Consider the following 24,885-nt stretch of genomic DNA (forward strand, 5'->3'; position numbering starts at 1 on the left):
GTAAATTGAATATATATGGAATACATCATATAATTTGTTGTTGTGAGCGCTCACAATAACAAATTTTAATTATGAAAGGAAAATGTGATGAGAGGGACAAAGTGGGTCAAATTATTCGTAGTTGTAACATTTCTAACTATTAGTCTTGTTTCGTCTTTTCAGATACAAACGAAGGCAAGGGGAGCTGAGACAGGACAGGCAAGGCAAATGGAATTGCTAAAACGCGGGCTGGTTGCTGTTAAAACGGAAAAAGGAGTGTTTCTTAGCTGGCGATTGCTCGGTACTGAGCAACCTTCTGTTTCATTTAATGTGTATCGAAACGGACGTAAACTTAACAAAACACCGATTACGTCTAGCACAAATTATCTAGATGTAAACGGAGATCAAAAGGCAACGTATGAGGTAAGAGCTATTATAAATGGTCAGGAACAGCGGCCATCTGAAAAGGCTCACGTCTGGGGAGAACATTATCAATCTATTCGTTTAGACAAACCAGCCGGAGGAAAAACACCTGATGGGGTACGCTATACATATAGCGCAAATGATGCAAGTGTCGGTGATCTTGATGGTGACGGTGAATACGAAATTGTCCTTAAATGGGATCCTTCAAATTCAAAGGACAATTCAGAGAATGGGTATACAGGAGAAGTGTTTGTTGATGCTTATAAGCTAGATGGTACACGGTTGTGGCGGATTGGTTTAGGTAAAAATATCCGTGCTGGTGCACATTATACACAATTTCTTGTCTATGATTTCGATGGCGATGGTAAAGCGGAAGTCACTATGAAGACGGCTGATGGATCGAGAGATGGAAGCGGTAAGGTAATTGGAAACGCTCATGCCGATTATGGCAATGGAAGAGGACGGATTTTGACTGGAAATGAATATTTAACAGTATTTAAAGGTGACACAGGGAAGGAGCTGGCAACCGTCAACTATGAGCCAGCGCGAGGCAAGGTAGCTAATTGGGGAGATCGATATGGAAACAGGGTTGACCGTTTTCTCGCTTGTGTAGCATATCTCGACGGAAAAACACCAAGCATTGTGATGGCTCGTGGCTACTATGCGAAGACTGAGCTTGTTGCCTACAACTGGAGAGGTGGTAAACTAACAAAACTGTGGACGTTTGATTCCAGTACACCAGGTCATCAAAAATATGCAGGGCAAGGTAACCATAATTTGAGTGTTCATGATGTTGACAATGATGGAAAAGACGAAATCTTGTACGGTTCAATGGCTATTGATGATAATGGCAAAGGTTTATATTCAACAGGTTTAGGTCATGGGGATGCACTGCATGTCGGAGATCTTGATCCAACAAGACCTGGCTTGGAAGTCTTTCAAGTTCATGAAGAAAAGAAATCTCCTTATGGATTATCATTCCGTGATGCGGCAACAGGCAAAGTGATTTGGGGTGTCTGGGCTGGGAAAGATATTGGACGCGGAATGGCTGCAGACATAGATCCACGCTATCCTGGAGCTGAAGTTTGGTCATTTGATGGTCTCTATACTGCACAAGGTAAAAAGATCGGTAACCGCAGACCTGCCTCAATTAATTATGGTATTTGGTGGGATGGTGACCTTCAGCGGGAACTCCTTGATGGCAACAGGATTGAGAAATGGGATTATCAGCATGAAAGAACGAATCGTCTGCTGACAGCGGATGGGTGTTCTGCGAATAACGGATCAAAAGAAACACCAACCCTTCAAGCAGACATTCTTGGAGACTGGCGTGAAGAGGTAATCTGGCGTACAAATGACAGCAGTGCGCTTAGAATTTATACAACGACAAATGTGACAAGTCATCGTTTATATACGCTTATGCATGATTCCGCTTATCGTCTTGGAATTGCTTGGCAAAACATTGGTTATAACCAACCGCCACATACTAGTTTTTATTTAGGTGAAGGCATGTCATCCCAAAAGAAACCGAACATTTATACACCTAAAAACTAGAACTTAAAGTTATATTTCAATTGTTAGAAACTTGAACAAAGCCGCCGATGATGCCTGTTGGTTATTCGGCGGCTCATTTTAGTTTCAGGATTTCTTTTTCATCCAAAAATAAACGGGTAGTCCAATTAGCCCGATTAAGATCGACCATAAACAACTGTAAAAGTCAGTGATAAGGGTGCTGCAAAGGACAAAGAGAGAGCCAGCTATTGCGATAATTGGCATGTATGGGTAAAGTGGAACACTGTACGCTCGCTTGATTCCGCTGTTACGCTTCCGCAAGATAAAGACAGCGAAAAATGCCATCACATAAAAAATATAAATCATAAAAATCGAAATCTCTGATAACTTTTCAGGATTGCTGATCATCATCAGAATGACCGCTAAAATAATCTGAACCATAACGGCGATCCAAGGTGTATGGAATCTTGGATGCACATGGGATATCCAACGTGAAAATGGCAGCTGTTTTTTTTCTGACATCGCAAAGATGACGCGTGGAAAAGTAAGCACTTTACCGTTTAAACAGCCAAAAATGCTGACAATAATGCCAATTGAAATCAATTTGCCGCCGATTGAACCGAATAGTATTGTGGCAGCAGTACTTGTAGCATTTTCACCGAGTTTTACAATTTGCTCAGCCGGTAAAACGTGAAGCAGTGCGACATTGATCAATAAATAACAAGCCGTCACAATCAACAAACCGCCAGTCATCGCTTTTGGCAGCAGTTTTTCAGGGTTTTTCATTTCACCGCCAAGAGCTGTAAGGAGAATCCATCCATCATATGCAAACAGTGTTGCTAAAACCGCAGCTCCAAAGTTTTGTTCTCCGATACTGTTGCCCACTGCACTAAAGATATGCTGATCACCTTTCCAAAGACCGAAAATAATAATACAGGCAATCGGAATCAGCTTACCAATCGTTGTAATCGCCTGAACCACACCACCGTATTTTGTACCAACAATATTAATGATGCATAAAAATGCGACAGTCATGATACCAATCAGTGCAGCCCATGACTTGTCCCAAGAAAATAGATGGGTCATAAGAGAACCGAAATACAATCCGAGTGCACCAATAATGGCTGGTCCATAAATGATGATCTGTACCCATCCGCATAAAAATCCCCAAAACTCTCCATAAATTTCTTCAAGATACGTATAAAGCCCACCTGTTTTCGGAATTTGTGTTCCAATCTCAGCGATGGTCAGCCCGCCTGCAAGTGTTAAGATTCCGCCAAGGAGCCAGGCAAATAGTGCGATCTGTGCGTTGCCAGAATAAACAAGTACACTGCCGGGTTTCATAAATACGCCAGAACCGATAATTGTTCCTATTACAAGAGAAAGCGCAAAGAACAAGCCGATCTCTTTTTTTAGTCCATTTGCTTCTGCATTCATTGATGACGCCTCCCTAGCTGTATGAAAATCTATTTCTATTGTAATAGCATTTTAAAAAAACAGAAATAAAATAAATTTTCTGATTTTCGTATTTATAGAATATATTAATCTCTTTTAAGCATAATCAATTCGATTTCGCTGTTTAAAACGAACTTTATTTAATTTTTTTATGCTATTGTTTGTGTTTTTGTGAATTTGAAAAGGCTGTCGAAGAGCCGACAGCCTTTTTCTAATCGATTATGAAGTTGTTTCTTCTTTTTGATCAAGTGTAAGTTGTTTTGTCATAGTTTTGCCGTTTCTAATAATCGTTACCTTTACTTTATCCCCAATATTGGTGTTTTTATAGAGAATGTTTCGTAAGGTACTACCAGAATCAATATTTTTCCCATTCAGTTTGATTATACAATCGTTCTCTTGAAGACCTGCTTTATCGGCTGGGGAACCTGATTGGACTTTACGAATGTAGACACCTTTGTTTAATTGGTTAGGACCTACTCCAAGTGTTCCTGTCTGATATTGTTCAGGGACCTGTTCAAGATCCATCATCAGGATGCCGATGAATGGACGCTCGATTTTCCCTTTAGTCAGCAGTTGTTCAGCAATTGGCTTCACATCATGGCTAGGAATCGCAAAACCAATGCCCTCTACACCATTTTGGCTAATTTTCATACTGTTAATCCCGATGACCTCACCTGTTGAATTTAAAAGGGCTCCTCCACTATTCCCGGGGTTGATTGCTGCATCTGTTTGAATGACATGCATCTCAGTTTTACCGGCAGATGTATCGACGGGAACGGTTCGATCTACACCGCTGATGATACCTTGTGTAACAGTCCGGGAAAGCTCATTGCCGAGCGGATTACCTATCGCGATCACAGGTTCTCCAGCCCGCAGCTTTGTCGAATCTCCAAAAGTAGCAACTTTGTCTACATATTTAGCTGGAATCTCAACAATGGCAAGGTCTGTTAAAGGATCGCTACCCATCAGTTTTCCGTCTGTTTCTTTACCGTTTGCCAGAGAAACTGTCAGTTTATTTGCCCCTTCAACAACATGATTATTTGTGATGATATAGGCTTTTCCGTCTGTCTTTTTATAGATAACACCTGAACCTGACCCAGCTTTTTCCTCGTTTGAACGATCACTTTCAAAGCCGAACATATCAGCGCTTGACTGTTTTTGATAATTTGAAATACCGACGATGGTTGGTGAGACATCTTCAACCATTTCAGAAATATCCGCTGATTTGTTGAAGACTTGTTTCGTATTCAAATGAGAAGATGAGGAAGAACCTGTTGTTTGTTGTGAAACAGATGAATTTACCGGTTCATCTTTGTGATCATTGATCATCGTTATCCCAAGAACGATGCTTCCTCCAAGGATTCCGCTGATCACCGGTGTCAGCCATGAGAAATTTCGTTTTGCCATTTTAGATTTAGGATGTTGTTCCTGATTGGTTTCCATGTTCACCACACTCCTATTTATTATCATTACCTTTTATGTATCCATCATAAACCAAGAAAATGGGAAAAATGTGAAAACAATATGGTGAATTGTCAAAAAAAATAAAGTTGGCAAATTCCATTTTTGTCAATAATTATTGCAATGAACGCAAATTTTTAATATAATTTGTTGGAATATTCTTAAAATAATAAAAAATTTGAGAGGTTTAGGGGGATGTTGATGAAGCTCTACATGTCAGTCGATATGGAGGGGATTTCCGGGCTGCCTGATGAAACATTTGTAGGTCCAGGCAAACTGAATTATGAACGAGGAAGAGCCATTATGACAAATGAAGTGAATGTTGTAGCCTGTGAAGCATTTCAAAATGGATGCTCAGAAGTACTTGTCAATGATAGTCATTCAAAAATGAACAATTTACTTATTGAACGGCTTCATCCTGAAGTAGCGCTTATTTCGGGAGATGTCAAACCTTTTTCCATGGTTGAGGGACTTGATCATACATATGGAGGGGCGATTTTTCTCGGCTATCATGCGAGAGCATCACTAAGAGGGGTGATGTCCCATAGCATGATTTTTGGTGTTAGGCATTTTTATATCAATGATCAGGTGATTGGTGAATTAGGATTCAATGCGTATGTAGCTGGCTATTACGAGGTTCCAGTACTGTTGGTTGCTGGCGATCGCCAAGCGGCAATTGAAGCTGAAGAACTGATTCAGAATGTGACGACAGCGGCTGTCAAAGAAACGATTTCTCGTTCTGCTGTCAAATGTTTGACACCAGAGAAAGCGGGTCGGCTATTAAAAGAACAGACAGCTTATGCGCTGAAAAACAAAGATAAAGTGAAACCGCTCATCCCTCCTGACAAGCCTGTGCTAAGCATTGAATTTGCCAATTATGGTCAGGCGGAGTGGGCCAATTTGATGCCTGGTACTGACATCAAACCAGGGACAACGATTGTCCGCTATCAAGCGGAAAATATTTTAGAAGCTTATCAAGCAATGCTAGTCATGACAGAGCTTGCCACGCGAACGACATTTTCTTGAAGGAAGGTGTGATAAACATGGCAGGTTACATCATGAAGCGATTTTTCTCAATGGTGTCGACGATCTTAATCATTACAACATTGACCTTTGTGATCATGAAAGTGATTCCGGGATCTCCTTTTAATGAGGAGCGAACTACCAATCAAGTTGTTCAACAAAACCTTGAAGCTTACTATCATTTAGATGAGCCTATCTTTGTCCAATATTTAATTTATTTGAAATCGATTTTAATGTTTGATTTTGGTCCATCAATCAAACAGCCTTCACAAAGTGTTAATGAGTTGCTTTCAAGAGGTTTCCCCGTGTCATTTGAACTTGGGATGATTGCACTTTTGCTAGCGATTTTTTCCGGGATAGCTCTAGGGATTTTTGCAGCGCTTCGGCAAAATGGCTTAATCGATTACTTGGCGATGACGATTGCAGTACTCGGAATTTCGATTCCAAACTTCATTATGGCAACAGTGCTCATTCAACAGTTTGCTGTTAATTGGTCAATATTTCCACCGTCGACATGGACAAGTCCATTGCATATGGTGCTTCCGACAGCTGCACTCGCAATGGGTCCTATGGCGATTATTGCCAGACTAACCCGTTCAAGCATGCTTGAGGTGCTGACTCAGGATTATATTCGGACAGCACGGGCAAAGGGGCTTTCTCCTTTGAAAATCGTGTTAAAACATGCGCTAAAGAACGCGCTGATGCCTGTGATTACCATTCTTGGAACACTGACTGCTTCAATCTTGACGGGGAGTTTTGTCATTGAAAAAATTTTTGCAATTCCAGGAATGGGGAAATATTTTGTTGAGAGCATCAATTCGCGAGACTATCCCGTCATTATGGGAACCACCGTCTTTTACAGCATCATTCTCATCATTATGCTGTTTTTAGTCGATTTGGCTTATGGTATCATCGATCCGCGTATCAAACTGCATAAGAAAGGGTGAGAACTATGAGTCTTCCAGTTCGCAGAGAACATGATGTGTCCACTGGTGAGCAAATCCCGAATGAATGGTTTACGCCGAAGAAACAGAAAAGAGTTGAAAAAGAATCGATTGTTAGGCCAAGCCTTTCATATTGGCAGAATACTTGGTGCGTTCTAAGAAAAAACAAGTTGGCGATGACCGGCTTAAGTATTTTGCTTTTCCTGTTCGTCATGGCGATTCTTGGTCCATTTTTTTCACCTCACAGCGTGACAGAACAGACACTCGCCCAACAAAATTTGCCTCCGTCGTCAAAACATTGGTTTGGCACGGATGAGCTTGGACGCGATGTGTTTACGAGAACATGGTATGGGGCAAGAATATCACTGTTTGTCGGTGTGATCGCCGCTTTCATTGATTTTGCAATTGGTGTCATTTATGGCGGGATTTCCGGTTATAAAGGTGGAAAAACTGACCATATCATGATGCGAATCATCGAAGTTCTACACGGACTACCTTATTTATTAGTTGTGATTCTCTTAATGGTCCTGATGGGACCGGGACTTGGAACAATTATTGTTGCATTGACTGTCACCGGTTGGGTTGGTATGGCAAGGATTGTGAGGGGACAAGTCTTAAAGTTGAAAAATGATGAACATGTTCTGGCATCAAAAACTTTTGGCGCAAATACAATGCGAATCATCCGCCGGAATTTGCTTCCGAACATGATGGGCGCAATTATTGTTCAGATCACTTTGACAGTACCATCAGCCATATTTGCAGAAGCTTTTCTGAGTTTTCTCGGCTTAGGAATTCAAGCGCCATTTGCAAGCTGGGGTGTGATGGCGAACGATGGTTTGCCTGTTATATTATCTGGTCATTGGTGGCGGCTGTTTTTTCCAGCGTTCTTTATCTCGATTACAATGTTCGCTTTTAATGTACTTGGAGATGGACTCCAGGATGCTCTAGATCCAAAACTGAGGAGGTCATGAATTTTTGCAGAAAAAAGTGCTGGAAGTTGATCAATTACACGTTTCATTTTCGACATATGGAGGGTCTGTTAAAGCTGTACGCGGTGTTACTTTTGACTTGTATGAAGGAGAGACGTTTGCAATTGTCGGTGAATCTGGTTGCGGAAAAAGTGTGACTTCACAAAGTATCATGCAGCTGCTTCCAAAGCACTCCGCGACGATTTCAGGTGGCTCGATCTATTTTAAAGAAAAGGATTTGTGCGGTTTGTCAGAAAAAGAGATGAGAACAATCCGAGGTGATCAGATCTCAATGATCTTTCAGGACCCGATGACAGCTTTGAATCCGACCTTAACAATCGGTGATCAGCTGACAGAAGCTATTTTGGAACATCAGACGATCTCAAAAGATGAGGCGAAAAAAACTGTGATTTCAATGCTGGAGCTTGTTGGCATTCCCAACCCGACAGAACGTTTAAAACAGTATCCGCATCAATTCAGCGGTGGCATGAGACAACGAATCGTCATTGCAATGGCACTGATCTGTAAACCGAAGATTCTCATTGCAGATGAACCAACAACTGCTCTTGATGTCACAATTCAGGCACAGATTCTTGAACTATTTAAAGACCTTCAAAGAAAAACTGGCGTGTCCATTATATTAATTACCCATGATTTAGGTGTTGTTGCACAGACAGCGGATAGAATCGCGGTCATGTATGCAGGGAAAATCGTTGAAACAGGGATGAGAAAAGATATTTTTTATCATCCGCAGCATCCTTATACAAAAGGGTTGTTAAAATCCGTACCTAGGCTTGATCTTGAAGATGCAGAACTTGTTCCGATTGAAGGGACACCGCCTGATTTATTTTCACCACCTGCAGGATGTCCTTTTACTGCTCGCTGTTCATATGCAATGGAAGTATGTAATCGCTTGTATCCAGTGAAAACGGAAATCTCAACAGGACATGATGTGTGTTGTTGGCTTCAGGATGAACGGGCAGAGCGGGCAATATGATCTCTGCTACACTTTAAAATGGGGGGATTTGATGAAAAGACTGTCGAGCAGTTTGATCATCATGTTGATGGCTGTCATATTATTTGGGTGTACCGCAAATCAACAGGCAGGGCAAACAGGGAAGAAAAGAGGAGCAGATCAAGAGCAGGTGTTGAAGTTAAACAATGAAAAAGAACCGACATCATTTGATCCGCCGATTGGATTTAACAGTGTGTCATGGCAGGCACTCAACAATTTGATGGAGGGGTTGACAAGGCTTGGTGCTGATCATGAACCAGCAGCAGCAACAGCTGAGAAATGGAACATTTCTGAAGATGGTAAAACATATACTTTTACAATTCGCCAGAATGCGAAGTGGTCTAACGGTGATCCGTTGACAGCGGGGGATTTTGAATTTGCATGGAAACGGCTGCTTGATCCGAAAACAGGCTCATCAGCTGCGTTCTTAGGATATGTGATTGAAGGTGGTGAAGCTTTTAATAGTGGTAAAGGCAAGAAAGATGAGGTAAAGGTTAAAGCGCTAGATGAGAAAACACTCAAGGTGACATTAACCAGACCGCAAACATCGTTTTTGGACATTGTTGCAAATCCGGCTTTTTTCCCAATCCATCAAAAAGTGGCCAATGACAATCCAAAATGGCATGAAGAAGCTTCAACATTTGTTGGAAATGGTCCGTTTAAGCTAACAGAATGGAAACATGATGAAAGTTTTACAATGGAAAAAAGTGATACGTATTGGGATAAAGATACTGTAAAACTTGACAAAGTCACATGGGCAATGGTTGATGACAGAAATACAGATTATCAAATGTTTCAAGCAAATGAACTTGACACATCTTTTGTACCTGCAGAAATGAGCGAAAAATTGATGAGTTCTAAGCAAGTGAAACTGTTCGATCAGGCGGGTCTTTATTTTTACAGGTTCAATGTTAAAATGGAACCATTTCAAAATGAAAAGATTAGAAAAGCGTTTGCATTGGCAGTTGACCAGCAAGAAATTGTTGATTACGTCACTAAAAATGGTGAAAAGCCAGCCCGAGCCTTTGTCTCTCCAGACATAAAAGGACAAAACGGTAAGAGCTTTCGCGAGGAGGGCGGTGATTTAGTTACATTTGATACTGATCAAGCGAAAAAGTTGCTTAAAGAAGGAATGACAGAAGAGCATTACGAAACGCTTCCTGCAGTTACACTGACATACAGCACAAAACCAGAACATAAAAAGATGGCAGAAGCCATTCAACAACAGTTAAAAAGAACGCTGGGCATCAATGTGAAGTTGGCAAATATGGAGTGGAACACATTTCTGGAAGAACAAAAGGCACTTAAGTTTCAGTTTTCTCAAAGCTCGTTCTTACCTGATTATGCAGACCCTATCAATTTTCTAGAAAGCTTTCAAACCGATAATGCGATGAACAGAACTGGGTGGAGCAATAAAGCATATGACCAGCTGATTCGAGCGGCAAAAAGCGATGTGGCTGAAGAGAAGCGCCTACAGCTGATGCATCAGGCTGAAAAGCTATTGTTTGAAGAAATGCCAATTATTCCGATTCACTTCTATAAGCAAGTCCACCTAGAAAAAGAAAATGTAAAAGGAATTATTCGCCATCCTGTCGGCTATATTGAGCTGAAATGGGCTGAGAAGAAATAGGAGGGGATCATCATATGAACATCCTGCCTGAAAAGTTACAGGAAGGTGACATAGTCGGAATCATAGCACCTGCAAGTCCACCTGTTTCTGAAAAACTCGAAATCGGTGTTCAATACTTAAAAGAGCTTGGGCTTCATATTAAAATGGGCCGTGCAATTTTGAAAAAGCACGGCTATCTGGCAGGGAATGATGAAGAGCGTACGCGTGACTTGCATGACATGTTCCAAGATCCTTCTGTTAAGGCTGTGATTTGTGCATGTGGAGGGTATGGAACAGCACGAATCGCTCAGCAAATTGATTACCGTCTTATCAAAGATAACCCAAAAATATTTTGGGGCTACTCAGACATTACTTTTTTACATACAGCGATCCAGCAAAACACCGGACTCATTACATTTCATGGCCCGATGCTCAGTTCAGACATCGGTTCTGAAGATGTTCATCCACAAACAAAACATTCATTTCAACAGCTTTTTCAAAAAATGAACCTTCATTATACGGAAGAGATCTCACCTTTAGAAATCGTGGTTCCAGGAGACGCAAAAGGAAGGCTGATTGGCGGAAATTTAGCACTTTTGGTGACGACACTAGGTACACGATTTGAAATAGATACAAGGGGAAAATTGTTTTTCATTGAAGATATTGATGAAGAGCCTTATCAAATTGACAGAATGCTGAATCAGCTAAAAATGGCGGGGAAATTCGCTGATGCTGCTGGGATTTTACTGTGTGACTTTCACAATTGTCTTCCTAAAAAACGTGAAGAGTCACTATCGCTGAAAGAGATTATTCACGATCATATCACACCATTTGAAAAACCGACACTTTCCGGCTTTAAAATCGGTCATTGCTCACCGAATATTGCAATACCGATCGGAGCTGAGGGGCTGTTAAATACAGAAAAAAAACAGCTGACGATCACACCGGGGGTTTCTTGAAAGGAGGACGGAATGAGAATTACTGATGTTAACACATATCGCATTGCTGTGCCATTAAAAAAACCGTTTAAAACCGCACTTAGAACCGTTCATACCGCAGAAGCTGTGATTGTCAAAATAACCGCTGAGAATGGGATAGACGGATGGGGTGAAGCACCGCCAACCGCTGTCATCACAGGAGAAACAATTCTCAGTATCGAAGGTGCAATTAGGCAGTTATTTACTCCGGTACTGATCGGTCAAAGCTTATTAAACACGGAAGCCATTTTTGTTGATATTGAGAAGTTGATCGTTGGAAATCGAAGCGCAAAGGCAGCCATTAATATGGCTGTATATGATTGTTTGTCACAAATGTGCGGGTTGCCTCTGTATCAATTTCTCGGCGGATACAGGCACAAACTAGAGACCAATTTTACTGTCAGTGTTAATCATCTGAAAGAGATGGGAGAAGATGCCGTTCGCTTGGTGAAGGAAGGGTTCCATACCTTAAAGGTGAAGGTTGGAAAGGATGATATGGAGACGGACATTTCTCGAATTCGTGAAATTAGACAACAGGTAGGGCCGGACATTCAAATCCGGCTTGATGCCAATCAAGGTTGGACAGCCAAACAAGCGGTCACAGCTATACGGAAAATGGAAGATGAAGGTTTTAATATTGAACTTGTTGAACAGCCAGTCCATAAAGCTGATCTAGAAGGTTTAAAACAGGTGACAAATGCAGTAGACACACTGATTATGGCTGATGAAAGTGTCTTTACCCCTGAAGATGCCTTCCAAGTACTTAAATCAAGAGGTGCTGATCTCATCAATATTAAGCTGATGAAAGCAGGCGGTATTTGGCAAGCGCTCAAGATCAATAAATTTGCCGAGGTTTGTGGTGTTGAATGCATGGTTGGTAGTATGATCGAAACTCGGCTTGGTATTACTGCTGCCGCTCATTTTGCTGCAAGCCAAAAAAATGTGACAAGGTTTGATTTTGATGCACCACTTATGCTTAGCGAAGATATTGTTCACGGTGGCATTAGCTATAAAGGCAGTGTCATTACATTCCCAAGTGCTTCAGGACTAGGTATTGACGATATTAGATGCTAAGGGAGGTATGACAGGTGAGTTTACATACAGTGACAGTTTCAGTGGCAAACGTTTGGACACATCGGCACGCACCGCGGGAGATCGATTTCACTATGTTAGAACAGCCGGTCGATGTAAGGGGATGGCTTCAATCCCTAACATATGAAAATCGACTTGAGTTATGTACGAAACATCTCGTGCAAACCCAGGTTCTTTTTGGAGAAGAAGTAGAGGTTCTCACAGAAAAAGCTGGGTGGGCACAAGTAGTGGTCCCCAGTCAGCCTTCAATAAAAGACGAACGCGGCTATCCTGGATGGATTCCGTTATCCTGTTTGGCTAAAAGTCGTCCACGGCGGGTGGAAACAACCGTTGTCATTCAAAAACCGACTGCTTATTTGTACGCGGGAAAAAAGAAAATAAAAACGGTCGAATTGAGTTTTTTAACAAAACTTGCAGTTTTATCTGAAAACAGCGAATGGTTTGAAGTTGAGACACCGATCGGACATGGGTGGCTGAAAAAAGAGGATGTTAAAATGTCAACAAATGCCAAAGGCTCTGGAGTAGACATCGTGCAAACCGGAGAAGCTTTTTTGAAGCTCCCTTATTTGTGGGGGGGAATGAGCGGATTTGGCTATGACTGTTCAGGATTCACCTTCAATATGTTAAAAGCGAATGGATATCAAGTGCCAAGAGATGCCGGTGACCAAGCAAAGGAGGGAGAAGCAATCGCCTTTGACAGACTTAAACCGGGTGACCTGTTATGTTTTGCAGCTAAAGAAGGCACAGGTCGGGTGCATCACATTGGTTTTTATTATGGAAACGGGCAAATGCTTCATTCACCGAAAACGGGTAGATCGATAGAAATCATCACGCTTGAAGGAACAGAATATCAAAAAGAACTGTGCACTATTCGTCGCTACTATTTAGAAAATGGGGGAGATTCCGCTGGGAAAACAAACATTGTTCAGTGTCAATCAGCTAAAAATACATTTTGATATTGGAAAAGGAAAAACAGTGAAAGCAGTTGATGGTATTTCTTTTATGATCAACAAAGGGGAAACGTTCGGACTTGTTGGTGAATCAGGATGCGGAAAGTCAACTTCTGGTCGAGTGCTGATGAGGCTTTACAAACCGACAGAGGGTGAGGTGACTTACAAGGGAAAAAACGTTCATCAGCTAAATAAAGTAGAAGCATTTCAGTATCATCGCAATATTCAAATGATCTTTCAAGATCCATATGCCTCTTTAAATCCCCGTTTAACGGTGAGAGACATTATTTTAGAGCCAATGGAGATTCACAATCTGTATGGGGGGCGAAATGAGCGGCTTGAAAAGGTGGACGAGCTATTAGAAGCAGTCGGTTTACACAGGGAGTTTGCCAATCGCTATCCGCATGAATTTAGTGGAGGTCAAAGACAAAGGATCGGTATTGCGAGAGCGCTTGCGCTTGAACCGGAATTCATCATTGCAGACGAACCGATCTCAGCTCTTGACGTATCTGTACAGGCTCAAGTTGTCGGTCTCTTGAAAAAGTTGCAAAAAGAAAAACGACTGACTTATTTGTTTATCGCTCATGACTTGTCAATGGTCAAACATATGAGTGATCGGATCGGTGTCATGTATTTAGGAAACATGGTTGAAATCACAGATCGGGTTCAATTGTATAAAGAGCCGCTCCATCCTTATACACAAGCTCTTTTATCTGCTATCCCAATTCCTGATCCGGATATTGAAGATAAACGAAAACGAATCATTTTAAAAGGTGAGCTTCCAAGCCCAATTGATCCGCCAAGCGGCTGTGTTTTTCGGACGAGATGTCCAGCTGCCATGGAAGTTTGTGCACTTAAAAAACCTGCTCTGCAGGAAATTGATAAAGATCATTTTGTTGCCTGCCATTTATATAATAGAGAATTAGAGCAAATGACTGATGTGATGAAAGTCTTGTTTGGGGCAAGGTCAGAATAAGCTGTTCAACAAAAAAAGAGGCTGTCTAAAAAGTCCTTTATCAACATGAAGAGGGTATTGCGAGACTCCGGCGGGAACAGCGAGCCAGACGAGACCCAAGAGGAGCAAGGAACGAGCTCCGAGGAGGCTCGCGGATCGCCCGCGGAAAGCGAGCAAATTCCCCTCCACACTACTTTCAGGACCCCCTTATTTACAACTTCGCTGAAGTGGCATGGTACAGCATCTAAATGATCCGCCGGATTTAATAATTTCTGAAAGATCGATTTCAATTACTGTATAGCCTCTCTTGTGAAGCTGTTTGTTTAATTGTTTATTATGGGGTAGGCTGATTACTGTTTGATTACCGAGTGAGAGAATGTTTGTACCAAGTGTAAACTGTTCATCATCAGTAATTTCGATCAAATCATAACGTTCCTTGAGTCGTTTGTATTCATTTTCTCCCAAGGCTTTCGGGTAGATGAGTGCTTCATCTTGCGAAAGGATATTAAAGATGCAATCTAAATGGAGAAAAGATTCTTCAAACGGAATCGGAATGACTTCATATGAGGTGAGCTGGCGCTTTAATTGTTGAACAGCTGAAAATGTTGTTCGCTGACTGATTCCTGCGTAAACAGTGTTCTGATCGATGAGGATATCACCACCTTCTATACAACACCCTTTATTAAAAGGTTGATAAGAGAGGTTTTCTTTTTCAAGCCATCTCTGCAAAACATTTTCTTCACCTTGACGGACCTTAGCTGAAAGCTGTGCTGTAAAAATGGTTTCGCCGATAACGAATCCGATGTCTCTCGTAAACACCTGCTCAGGAAATTGGCTTACAGACGGCAATAAAACAACTTCTACACCTTGATTTTTGAGCTCTTTTATCAATGTCTCATGCTGCTTTACAGCAAGCGTTTTATTAATATTATCGTGATAAAAATACTTCTGTGTTTCATTGATGACCTCAGCGATCTCCATATATTCAGGTCTGCAAAGCGCAACTATCTTTAATCTATCATATTCACTATTGCAACCTGCTCTACCATTTTTTTTCACTGAAACTGAATTCATAATGCTCCCACCATCCTTCATTAATATATATATTATTCCCTTTTAACATGAAGAGGTAAACACTTTCATAAGAAAATCTTACAAATTCCGCGGATAAAATCTTTAGACAAATCAATTCTAATAGTGTTTAATTAAGAAAATTCCTGTTATAAACATCATCAAAGGAGTCATGAACATGAATCAATCAGAGATTAGATACTGCCGGGAATCCAAAGTTGTCAAAACAAGCCGGGTTTTTCCGCTTGATACAAACAACCACAATACACTATTCGGAGGAAAATTGATGAGCTATATAGATGATATTGCTTCGATTTCTGCAGCGAGACACTCCCGTTGTGAAACAGTTACTGCATCAATGGATTCAGTTGATTTTCTTGAACCGATTCGCCAAGAAGATTCTGTTTGCTTGGAATCTTATGTGACATGGGTTGGCAGAACATCGATGGAAGTATTCGTAAAAGTGATTAAAGAGCATTTACTGACAGGTGAACGGACATTGGCGGCAACATCTTTTTTAACATTTGTGGCTCTTGATCAAGCTGGGAACCCGCAAATTGTCCCGCAAGTTGAGCCTGAAACAGATGAAGAAATCATGCTTCACGAAACAGCTAGACAGCGTGCCGAACAACGCAAAAGTCATCGAAAGCATAGTAAAGCTCTTGCCGAAGCACTCGCTGTAGATAAGCCATGGTAAGCATTTTCCCCCGATCTTTTTAAGATCGGGGATTTTTGAATGTTCCGACCAAAAAATGTAAAAGATAAAACCAAAAAGCGGAGACAGAACGTTATGAACTTTGAATATTTATGGATATTTTTATTGAAACCGGCATTAGTTTTTACAACTGCTTACATTCTTTTTCGAGTGGCCGGAAAAAAGGCCGTTTCACAAATGTCGAACTTTGACCTTTTGTTAACATTTGCCATTGGAACGATTATCAGTGAACCGATCCTTACATCGAAAGTTTCTATGTCCATTTATTACGCGGTTATCTTTCTCGTCTTTTATCTGTTAATTGAAAAGCTGTCTTTACACAATAAGTGGAGATGGTTTCTTGTTGTTCAGCCAACCGTTCTGATTCGAAATGGGGATATTGATGAAAAGGGGTTAAAAAAAGAACGGCTGACAGTTAATGAACTTCTCGGTAAACTTCGGGAAAAAGGCTATGCTGATCCTCATGATATTGATTTAGCTTTAATTGAAGAATCTGGACAAATCAGCGTGATTCCAAAAGCGAATGCGAGACCGGTTCAACCGCGCGATTTAAATCTTCAAACTGCCCGGAATTTTGTACCGATCCCACTAATTTTAGACGGAGAAATTATTGAACACAACTTAACATATTTAAAGCTAACAAAGCAGTGGCTATTTCATAAGTTAAGTGAAAAAGGGATTCAAACAACAGCCATTTCGTCAATCATGTTAGGTACCTTAAATGAAAAAAATGAAATTATAATCGATCAACATCGTTCTCAAGATGTATCAACAGGTGATCCTTATTTATATAAACCAGGTGATGATGGGTAATTTTTCATAAATTAGCTTGAACAAAAAACAAAACATAGGAGGAAATTATGTTGTTTTTTGTATTTTAATAGAATATATTAGAAATTGTGAAAAATGAGATAAGAAGGTGAAATGATGAAAAAACTTTTTTGTTCTACATTGCTTTTGGGTACTTTGTTACTCAGCTCATCTATGCCCGCCCAAGCAAACGACTATGGACATGAAGTGCTTGGGAAAAAAGATGGTTGGGGAGCCTATGGAGAAGGTACAACTGGGGGAGCGGCTGCTTCTTCTCATCATGTGTATACGGTTGAAAACCGAAAGCAACTTGTTGATGCATTAGGGGGTCATAACAATCAAAATGGCAACAATAGTACTCCAAAAATCATTTATATTAAGGGAACAATTGATCTAAATGTTGATGATCATAATAAGTCTTTAAGCTATGACGATTATAAAGATCCAGCATACAACTTTGATCAGTATATTAAAACATATGATCCTAAAAAGTGGGGGAAAAAAGAACCGGCAGGTAAACTTGAAGAAGCAAGAAGCCGTTCACAGAAAAAACAGAAAGAGCGTGTCATCATGAATGTAGGTTCAAACACGACAATCATCGGTCTGAATCATGATGCGAAAATTGTCGGTGGAGGTTTCCACCTTAAAAAGGCCGAAAATGTAATCATCCGCAATATCGAATTTCAAGATGCCTATGACTATTTCCCTGCTTGGGATCCGACTGATGGAAAAAAAGGGAACTGGAACTCTGAATATGACAATCTTTTAATAGAAACATCTAAGCATATTTGGGTTGATCATTGTACATTTAATGATGGAAATCATCCTGATGAAAAAGCTGGTACATATTTTGGGCGTGAGTTTCAACATCATGATGGACTGCTAGACATTAAAAAACAATCCGATTTTATAACGGTATCTTATAATGTATTTTCAGACCATTCTAAAAATACAATTATTGGATCTAGCGATAAATATACTGCTGATCAAGGTCATTTACGTGTGACATTCCATCATAACATGTATTCCAATATTAAAGAGCGCGCACCAAGAGTTCGCTTTGGTATGGTTCATATGTACAATAACTATTTTAAAAGTACGAAAAAAAGCTACAACTATTCTTGGGGCATCGGCTTTTCGTCAAAAATTTATGCTGAGAGCAACTATTTTGATCTGCCAAAAGGAACAAAGCCTGACAAGATCATAAATGTCTTTAAAGGGAATGCTTTATATGAAAGAGATACACTTTTGAATGACCAAACAGGCGTTGCAAAAATTGATGTTGTAAATATGTATAATCGTGCTCATCATGCTTCAATTAAACCTTCGGTGGGGTGGAAACCTGTTCTTTATGGCAATATCAGCCCAGTTGAAAAGGTGCCTGAGATCGTGCAGAAACAGGCTGGCGCAGGAAAATTAAAATAACTTAGAAAACGGACATGTCGATGTCCGTTTTTTTAATGCCTTATTAAATAAGGGGATTTGGTGGCTGTTACAACGAAAGTTTATCCGATTCTCTTACAAAAACAGAACCACATTATGAAAGGAATATAGAAAACCAAGAAAATCGATATGATGGGAGTAGTGGACTGTATTGCTGTGTTTACTTGAAACAAAAACGTTAATTGATTTTTCAATCAACTCAAGTATAATGTAGAGATAGTTTATGAATTCAAGGTAAAGAGGGTTATCCAAACATGAAATCTTATATAAAACAGCAGTTAAAACACTATCAAGACCACAATCATGAAAAGGCACGTTTGCTTGTCAGCTGCCCAGATCAACCGGGCATCGTTGCAGCTGTTTCGACATTTTTATTTAACAATGGTGCGAACATTATTGAATCCAATCAATATACAACAGACCCGGAAGGCGGACGCTTTTTCCTTAGAATTGAATTTGAAGCTGGCGGTATTGGTGAAAAAATCGGACAGATGAGAGAGGCGTTTGCTGTAGTTGCTGATCATTTCGAAATGACATGGAGTATCAGCTTGGCAAGTGAATTAAAGCGAGTCGCCATCTTTGTTTCGAAAGAACTCCATTGTCTGAACGAATTACTATGGGAGTGGCAGAGTGGGAATTTGATGGCGGAAATCGCAATGGTGATTAGCAATCATGAAGATGCCAGAGAAGTTGTTGAATCGTTAAAAATTCCGTTTCTCTATATGAAAGCAAATAAAGATATTCGTGAAGAGGTCGAAAAACAACAGCTCAAGTGGCTTGAGGAGTATCGTGTTGATGTCATCGTCTTGGCCCGCTATATGCAAATCTTAACTCCTGACTTTGTTTCAGCACATCCACACAAAATTATTAATATCCATCATTCCTTCCTTCCAGCATTTATCGGAGCTAACCCGTATAAACGCGCTTATGAAAGAGGTGTCAAATTAATTGGAGCTACCTCTCATTATGTGACAAATGAACTGGATGAAGGTCCGATCATTGAACAAGATATTGAGCGTGTTGATCATAGAGATCATGTAGAAGATCTGAAAAATATTGGTCGGACTATTGAAAGAAGTGTTCTTGCAAGAGCGGTTAAATGGCACTTAGAAGACCGAATTATTGTGCATGGAAATAAGACGATCGTTTTTAGCTGAATTTTGATCTTGACATGGATCAGTTTCCTAGGCATAATTAAAAAAAATCAGCGAGCGTTGAAGAGGATTAGTAAGCAGTTTTTTCTGTGAAAGAGAGTGAAATGACCTGCTGAAACATTTCACCACAAGAAACCTGCTGAACCTGCCTTAGAGTCTTAGGAAAAAAAACCTAGGCGTCTACCCGACGTTACCGGGAAAGCGGAATGGGCATTTTGAGCACATTCAATGAAGGTGGTACCGCGGAAAGCTTTTTTCGTCCTTTTTTTAATTGGACGAAAAAGGCTTTTTTTATTGATTTGTTGCCGCTCGAACATCTCGGAGGGGAAAATTGTGAAAAAACAACGGATTGTAATTAAAATCGGAAGCAGTTCATTAACAAGCTTAAATGGCAGTATAGATGAGGCTAAAATAAGAGACCATGTTCAGGCAATAGCTGCCTTAAAAAAAGCGGGGCATGAAGTCATTTTTATTTCTTCAGGTGCTGTCGCTGCTGGATTTCTCCAGCTAGGATATCCGACAAGACCAGTCACTTTAAAGGGAAAACAGGCTGCTGCAGCTGTCGGTCAAAGCCTCTTGATGAAGCAGTACATTCAGCAGTTTGCCGAATATGATTTGCTATGTGCCCAGATCTTATTGACAAGAAATGATTTTGCCAAACGAGAAAGATATCGAAACGCTTATGCAACCATGATTGAACTGATTGAAAGAGGGCTTATTCCAATCATCAATGAGAACGATTCTGTTTCTGTTGAAGAGCTGACTTTTGGTGATAATGATATGCTTTCTGCCTTAGTGAGCGGACTGATTCATGCTGATAAGCTGATAATTTTAACAGATATTAATGGTCTCTATCATGAAAATCCAGTAGAAAATCCGGATGCCCGCCGTTTTGATTATATCTCTGATATTACAGAAGATCTTTTAAGTTATGCTACTTCTTCAGGCTCAAAAGTTGGAACGGGCGGGATGAAATCAAAGCTGTTGGCTGCAAAAACAGCTCTTTCTCTAGGTGTTAATGTTTTCATCGGTACAGGAATGGGAAAAGATAAACTCATTCAGGTTTTGAAGGGAAACGGTGATGGAACATATATTGGCCAATCTGATTTGTCTTCAGTGAACAATCATAAACAATGGATTGCCTTTCACTCTCCTATCACAGGAAAGATCATCATTGATGAAGGAGCAGAACAGGCACTTTTGGAAAAAGGAAGCAGCTTATTGCCAGCTGGTGTTATAGATGTTTGTGGGAGTTTTGCCAAAGGAGCAGTTGTTAAAGTTTGTGGTCCAAATGGATTAGCAGGGAAAGGTCAAGTTCTTTATTCGTCAGAAGAGCTATTAAAAATAAAAGGAAAACGCAGTGATGAGGTCAACTGTAATAAAGGAATAGAAGTCATTCATCGAAATGACTGGATCAGTATAAAAGAATAAGGAGGCTAATTCAAATGAACGAAGTAATTAAAAAAGCAAAACAGGCGAAAAAGGCGAAAGCAGAGCTAGTGCATCAAACAACAGAAGCGAAAAATGAAGCTCTTTTTCTTATAGGTGAAGCGCTTCGTTCTAAGCAAGACTATATATTGGAAGAAAATCTCAAAGATATTGAGTATGGCAAAGAAAAAGGATTTTCTCCTGCGATAATAGATAGGCTTTCCTTAAACCGTGAAAGGCTGAACGATATTGCAGATGCTCTCTCGCTCCTCATAAACCTTAACGATCCTGTCGGAGAGCGTTTGGAAACCATTCAAAAAGAAAATGGGCTGCTGATTGAAAGGGTTCGTGTTCCGCTAGGTGTTGTCGGCATGATCTATGAAGCGCGTCCAAATGTGACGGTTGATGCTGCTACACTTTGTTTGAAAACAGGAAACGCTGTGATTCTCCGCGGTAGTTCATCTGCAATCAACAGTAACAAAGCGCTTGTCCGTGTCATTCAGGGAGCACTTGCCCAATCCATGTTGCCGAAGGATGCTGTCCAACTCATTGAAGATACGAGTAAACAAACGGCGAAACAGCTGTTTACTTTGAATGAGTACTTAGATGTATTAATCCCAAGAGGTGGAAAAAAGCTTATCGATATGGTGGTGCGGGAATCAACAGTCCCTGTGCTTGAGACAGGAGCAGGGAACTGCCATATTTTTATTGATGAGTCAGCACAATCGGAGATGGCAGAGCAAGTCGTAATCAATGCGAAAACCCAGAGACCCTCTGTTTGTAATGCTGTTGAATCTCTACTCATTCATGAAAATTGGGTAAAACACTCTGGGAGATCACTGCTGAACACACTTCAAACAAACGGGGTCGAAATTAGAGGAGATCAACTGATTTGTGAACTGGTTCCTTCAGCCGTTCCAGCGGAAGAACTAGATTGGGAGACTGAGTTTTTAGCACCTATTATCAGTGTAAAAACTGTCTCTGATATCCATGAAGCGGTCAAACATATTAACCGCTATGGAACAAGGCATTCTGAAGCGATTCTTACCGAAAATGAAGAAAATGCTCGCTTTTTCTTAACATCTGTTGATGCAGCCGCTGTTTATCATAATGCTTCAACTCGTTTTACAGATGGGTTTGAGTTTGGATATGGAGCAGAAATGGGTATCAGTACACAAAAGCTTCATGCAAGAGGTCCAATGGGACTTGAAGCATTGACTTCTTCTAAATATGTCATAAAAGGAAACGGACAAATTCGTATTTGATGGCACACGTTCACAGCCTATTTCAATGAGTAGATATCAATACCCTTTAGGCTTCAGTGCTGTCACTATACGTTTGTCTCTCGCTTTTAAAATATCCCAAGCTTAGCAGCTGACCTGTCTATCGTTCTGAAAAAACCAAAAAAAGCATTCTGCTATTTTTAGCGGGATGCTTTTTAGTTGAATTTTAAATTTTAGTTTTATAAAATTTAATTGTACACAATTTAAATATAAGGAGGAGATTTTTTATGGCAAACGTTTTATTTACCTCTCAGGCTACTGCAAAAGGGGGTAGAGATGGACATGTTACAACACCTGACCATGTATTGGAATTGGAGTTAGCTATGCCTGGAACGCCAAAAACAAAAAAAGCAGAGCAATCGACAAATCCAGAACAATTATTTGCTGCTGGATATGCAGCATGTTTTGACAGTGCATTACAATTGACTGCTAAAAAATCAGGTGTAAAGATTGAAACGGAAGTAACAGCTCATGTCAGTCTTCTAAAAGATGAAGCGGATGATGGGTTTAAGCTAGGTGTCAGACTTCAAGTGAAAGGAACAAATATTGAAAAAGCAGAACTAGAAAAGCTTGTCGATCAAGCCCATCAATTATGCCCGTACTCTAAGGCGATATCTGGAAATGTTGAAGTCGTTCTTGAGGTTGGATCATAAAAAACAGTATGGCGGTATTTAGCATGGTCATGTCTAAATGAATGATCATGCTTTTTTTAATGTTATAGTAAAGCATCCTTTACGTAAAGGATGCTTTACTATATAATAAGATGAAAAGGAGGGAGGCATGGATTGAAAAACAAGGTAATGGAATATCGAAAACAAATGGGTTATTCCCAAGATAAATTCGCTGAAAAACTTGGTGTTTCAAGACAGACAATTATTTCAATTGAAAAAGGAAAATACAATCCTTCCCTTCCATTAGCATTAGTCATCGCAAAAATCTTTAAAACTTCTGTAGAAAATATCTTTTCTTTGGATGAAGAAGATCTCAAGAAATATTTTAAAGAATAACTCATAGGGGGTATTGAGATGGTATCAAGAAAAGTATTTTATTTCGTTGGTGTGCTCTTATTTTTTAATGTCACTGTGCGAGTCATGATCACCATCATAACAGACACATTTTCAATTGTTGAGGTGTTGCCTTGGGGTGCCATGACATTCATGAGTTTTGCGATGGGTTATCTGCAACCGCAATTGTTGCATAAAGACGAACGGATGGAGCACATCAAACAAAAAACAATGCAATATTCGTTAGTGACAACAATGGTGTATATTTTTTTCATGATGATCGGGACTCAGTCGAATCTACTCATGCTAACGGCAGAAGAAGTTCTCAGCATTCTAATGGCATTAATTGTCATTGCCGTTTGGTTCATTTGGATCGTTGTCGCCAAACAAAACTAATTAGAAAGGCTGTGGTGAGAAAATGAAAAATTTATATATTGTTGGAGGGTTGTTACTTATTACAGTTCTCATCCACTTATTTATACGAAAAGATGTTGATGAAAACAAAAGACTAACGCAAAAAGGGAAAATAAAATTGGGGTTGTCGTTATTTGTCATCATGCTTTCAACCATCATCACCATAGTTTTAGTAAATGGTAAATAGGGCATAGAATCAATTATCGATCCATGCCCTTATTTGTTTGATAATTGAAGGCGCTTTCGCCATGTAGATTTCATTTTATTTCGTTTGTTATCGATTGCAGGAAAGAACGCAGCACATCTGATAGGTGTTTTAATTCTTCTGAAGTTAAGGGTGTCCGCGTCATCATCTCCGTCGGAATATGACTTGCTTTTTCTTTTAGCTCTAACCCAGTTGGCGTTAATGAGACAATAACGGATCGTTCATCATCGGATGATCGTTCGCGTTTAATGAAGCCGTGCTGTTCCATTCTTTTCAGCATTGGCGTCAGTGTCCCTGAATCCAAATAGAGCAATTCACCCATTTTTTTAACAGTTAACTGCTCATGTTCCCATAATAATAGCAATGTAACATATTGAGGATATGTTATATTCAGTTCATTGAGCAGCGGTTTATACAATTTTGTCATCTCTCGTGAGCTTGCATAAAGCAAGAAACACAACTGCCGGTCAAGTTTCATATGATCAAAATCGTTCATCCATTCACCAACTTATTAGAAACAATTTTAATACTCAATTTTTTGCTCGATGTTTACCCAAGTCTGAAAAGGTTTAAGCTTGTCCGTAACTTCAATCTTATAAAAAGGAATCTTCCGTTCACTTTGACTTTTTGTTATTTCTTCATAAATGAAGGAATCGTCAAAACCTGCCGATGCGGCATCTGAATGTTGTGATGCAAAATAGACTTCCTTCGGTCTGGCCCAATAAATGGCGCCTAAACACATTGGACACGGTTCACAGCTCGTATAAAGAATGCAGTCACTCAACTGATAATCACCGATTGCTTCACATGCCTTACGAATAGCTGTCACTTCTGCATGTGCTGTCGGGTCATTACTTGTTGTCACATTGTTTTGTGCTTCGGCAAGGATTTTTCCATCTTTTACAATGACAGCGCCAAAAGGTCCGCCTGTACCGCTCTTTACACCTTCTACCGCAAGTTCGATGGCTCTCTGTAAGTATGTTTCGTGATTCATT

The 24,885-nt window shown here is 40.2% G+C and carries 24 protein-coding genes and 1 other annotated feature; of the genes, 19 read left to right on the plus strand and 5 right to left on the minus strand.

Annotation, left to right across the window (positions count from 1 at the left end):
• Positions 1 to 87 precede the first annotated feature (87 nt).
• The gene (locus HOO54_RS08505) at positions 88 to 1,956 is read left to right on the plus strand and encodes a rhamnogalacturonan lyase (protein ID WP_375335803.1); all 1,869 of its coding nucleotides are present in this window, start codon (positions 88 to 90) and stop codon (positions 1,954 to 1,956) included.
• 84 nt (positions 1,957 to 2,040) lie between these two features.
• Here HOO54_RS08505 and HOO54_RS08510 read toward each other — a convergent pair whose 3' ends face one another.
• Both HOO54_RS08510 and HOO54_RS08515 read right to left on the minus strand, forming a co-directional pair.
• Positions 2,041 to 3,351 (minus strand): APC family permease, encoded by a 1,311-nt coding sequence (locus HOO54_RS08510; protein ID WP_172294268.1) that lies wholly within the window; start codon positions 3,349 to 3,351, stop codon positions 2,041 to 2,043.
• 237 nt (positions 3,352 to 3,588) lie between these two features.
• Positions 3,589 to 4,812 (minus strand): S1C family serine protease, encoded by a 1,224-nt coding sequence (locus HOO54_RS08515; protein WP_253907642.1) that lies wholly within the window; start codon positions 4,810 to 4,812, stop codon positions 3,589 to 3,591.
• Positions 4,813 to 5,031: 219 nt separating this feature from the next.
• Here HOO54_RS08515 and HOO54_RS08520 point away from each other — a divergent pair, with 219 nt between their 5' ends.
• Genes HOO54_RS08520 through HOO54_RS08560 form a run of 9 tightly spaced genes read left to right on the plus strand, consistent with a single transcriptional unit; the run spans position 5,032 to position 14,384 of the window.
• The gene (locus tag HOO54_RS08520; protein ID WP_172294272.1) at positions 5,032 to 5,856 is read left to right on the plus strand and encodes a M55 family metallopeptidase; all 825 of its coding nucleotides are present in this window, start codon (positions 5,032 to 5,034) and stop codon (positions 5,854 to 5,856) included.
• A 17-nt stretch (positions 5,857 to 5,873) separates the two neighbouring features.
• The gene (locus HOO54_RS08525) at positions 5,874 to 6,800 is read left to right on the plus strand and encodes an ABC transporter permease (protein ID WP_172294274.1); all 927 of its coding nucleotides are present in this window, start codon (positions 5,874 to 5,876) and stop codon (positions 6,798 to 6,800) included.
• Between the two features lie 5 nt (positions 6,801 to 6,805).
• Positions 6,806 to 7,768, plus strand: a complete 963-nt coding sequence (locus HOO54_RS08530) for an ABC transporter permease (RefSeq protein ID WP_172294276.1) — start codon at positions 6,806 to 6,808, stop codon at positions 7,766 to 7,768.
• 4 nt (positions 7,769 to 7,772) lie between these two features.
• On the plus strand, positions 7,773 to 8,762 hold the full coding sequence (locus tag HOO54_RS08535; protein WP_172294278.1) for an ABC transporter ATP-binding protein: 990 nt from the start codon (positions 7,773 to 7,775) through the stop codon (positions 8,760 to 8,762).
• A gap of 31 nt (positions 8,763 to 8,793) precedes the next feature.
• A complete protein-coding gene (locus tag HOO54_RS08540; protein WP_172294280.1) occupies positions 8,794 to 10,410 on the plus strand; it encodes a peptide ABC transporter substrate-binding protein in 1,617 nt (538 codons plus the stop codon).
• A gap of 14 nt (positions 10,411 to 10,424) precedes the next feature.
• Positions 10,425 to 11,348, plus strand: a complete 924-nt coding sequence (locus HOO54_RS08545; RefSeq protein ID WP_172294282.1) for a S66 peptidase family protein — start codon at positions 10,425 to 10,427, stop codon at positions 11,346 to 11,348.
• A gap of 12 nt (positions 11,349 to 11,360) precedes the next feature.
• Complete coding sequence (locus tag HOO54_RS08550) at positions 11,361 to 12,440, plus strand: mandelate racemase/muconate lactonizing enzyme family protein (protein WP_172294284.1); 1,080 nt, start codon at positions 11,361 to 11,363, stop codon at positions 12,438 to 12,440.
• Between the two features lie 14 nt (positions 12,441 to 12,454).
• Positions 12,455 to 13,414 (plus strand): C40 family peptidase, encoded by a 960-nt coding sequence (locus tag HOO54_RS08555; RefSeq protein ID WP_309244868.1) that lies wholly within the window; start codon positions 12,455 to 12,457, stop codon positions 13,412 to 13,414.
• On the plus strand, positions 13,350 to 14,384 hold the full coding sequence (locus tag HOO54_RS08560) for an ABC transporter ATP-binding protein (RefSeq protein ID WP_172294286.1): 1,035 nt from the start codon (positions 13,350 to 13,352) through the stop codon (positions 14,382 to 14,384). Before HOO54_RS08555 ends, HOO54_RS08560 begins: the two co-directional genes overlap by 65 nt.
• Positions 14,385 to 14,570: 186 nt before the next feature.
• Here HOO54_RS08560 and HOO54_RS08565 read toward each other — a convergent pair whose 3' ends face one another.
• Entirely contained in the window at positions 14,571 to 15,437 is an 867-nt protein-coding gene (locus HOO54_RS08565) for a dimethylarginine dimethylaminohydrolase family protein (protein WP_172294288.1), read from the minus strand.
• A gap of 175 nt (positions 15,438 to 15,612) precedes the next feature.
• Here HOO54_RS08565 and HOO54_RS08570 point away from each other — a divergent pair, with 175 nt between their 5' ends.
• From HOO54_RS08570 to HOO54_RS08610, 9 genes are all read left to right on the plus strand, one after another.
• Positions 15,613 to 16,131 carry an acyl-CoA thioesterase gene (locus HOO54_RS08570; RefSeq protein WP_172294290.1) on the plus strand — a complete coding sequence of 173 codons (519 nt, stop codon included), beginning with the start codon at positions 15,613 to 15,615 and terminating at the stop codon, positions 16,129 to 16,131.
• Between the two features lie 93 nt (positions 16,132 to 16,224).
• Positions 16,225 to 16,962: a DUF421 domain-containing protein gene (locus HOO54_RS08575; protein ID WP_172294292.1), complete on the plus strand. Its 738-nt coding sequence runs from the start codon at positions 16,225 to 16,227 to the stop codon at positions 16,960 to 16,962.
• Positions 16,963 to 17,076: 114 nt separating this feature from the next.
• Positions 17,077 to 18,384, plus strand: a complete 1,308-nt coding sequence (locus tag HOO54_RS08580; protein WP_172294294.1) for a pectate lyase family protein — start codon at positions 17,077 to 17,079, stop codon at positions 18,382 to 18,384.
• 272 nt (positions 18,385 to 18,656) lie between these two features.
• Positions 18,657 to 19,559 (plus strand): formyltetrahydrofolate deformylase, encoded by a 903-nt coding sequence (purU, locus tag HOO54_RS08585; protein WP_172294296.1) that lies wholly within the window; start codon positions 18,657 to 18,659, stop codon positions 19,557 to 19,559.
• Positions 19,560 to 19,607: 48 nt separating this feature from the next.
• Positions 19,608 to 19,823: a binding site (T-box leader), on the plus strand.
• Between the two features lie 66 nt (positions 19,824 to 19,889).
• On the plus strand, positions 19,890 to 20,987 hold the full coding sequence (gene proB / locus HOO54_RS08590; protein WP_172294298.1) for a glutamate 5-kinase: 1,098 nt from the start codon (positions 19,890 to 19,892) through the stop codon (positions 20,985 to 20,987).
• A gap of 14 nt (positions 20,988 to 21,001) precedes the next feature.
• On the plus strand, positions 21,002 to 22,249 hold the full coding sequence (locus HOO54_RS08595; protein WP_172294300.1) for a glutamate-5-semialdehyde dehydrogenase: 1,248 nt from the start codon (positions 21,002 to 21,004) through the stop codon (positions 22,247 to 22,249).
• 245 nt (positions 22,250 to 22,494) lie between these two features.
• Entirely contained in the window at positions 22,495 to 22,920 is a 426-nt protein-coding gene (locus HOO54_RS08600) for an organic hydroperoxide resistance protein (protein ID WP_172294302.1), read from the plus strand.
• Positions 22,921 to 23,052: 132 nt separating this feature from the next.
• Positions 23,053 to 23,274 (plus strand): helix-turn-helix transcriptional regulator, encoded by a 222-nt coding sequence (locus HOO54_RS08605; protein WP_172294304.1) that lies wholly within the window; start codon positions 23,053 to 23,055, stop codon positions 23,272 to 23,274.
• A gap of 18 nt (positions 23,275 to 23,292) precedes the next feature.
• On the plus strand, positions 23,293 to 23,667 hold the full coding sequence (locus HOO54_RS08610; protein WP_172294306.1) for a hypothetical protein: 375 nt from the start codon (positions 23,293 to 23,295) through the stop codon (positions 23,665 to 23,667).
• A gap of 275 nt (positions 23,668 to 23,942) precedes the next feature.
• Here the strand turns inward: HOO54_RS08610 and HOO54_RS08620 are convergent, their stop codons facing one another.
• Positions 23,943 to 24,386: a MarR family winged helix-turn-helix transcriptional regulator gene (locus tag HOO54_RS08620; RefSeq protein ID WP_172294310.1), complete on the minus strand. Its 444-nt coding sequence runs from the start codon at positions 24,384 to 24,386 to the stop codon at positions 23,943 to 23,945.
• A gap of 27 nt (positions 24,387 to 24,413) precedes the next feature.
• On the minus strand, positions 24,414 to 24,884 hold the full coding sequence (gene guaD, locus HOO54_RS08625; RefSeq protein ID WP_172294312.1) for a guanine deaminase: 471 nt from the start codon (positions 24,882 to 24,884) through the stop codon (positions 24,414 to 24,416).
• Between the last annotated feature and the right edge of the window lies 1 nt (position 24,885).

The sequence above is a fragment of the Bacillus sp. WMMC1349 genome (assembly GCF_013155385.1).
Lineage (GTDB): Bacteria > Bacillota > Bacilli > Bacillales > Bacillaceae > Bacillus.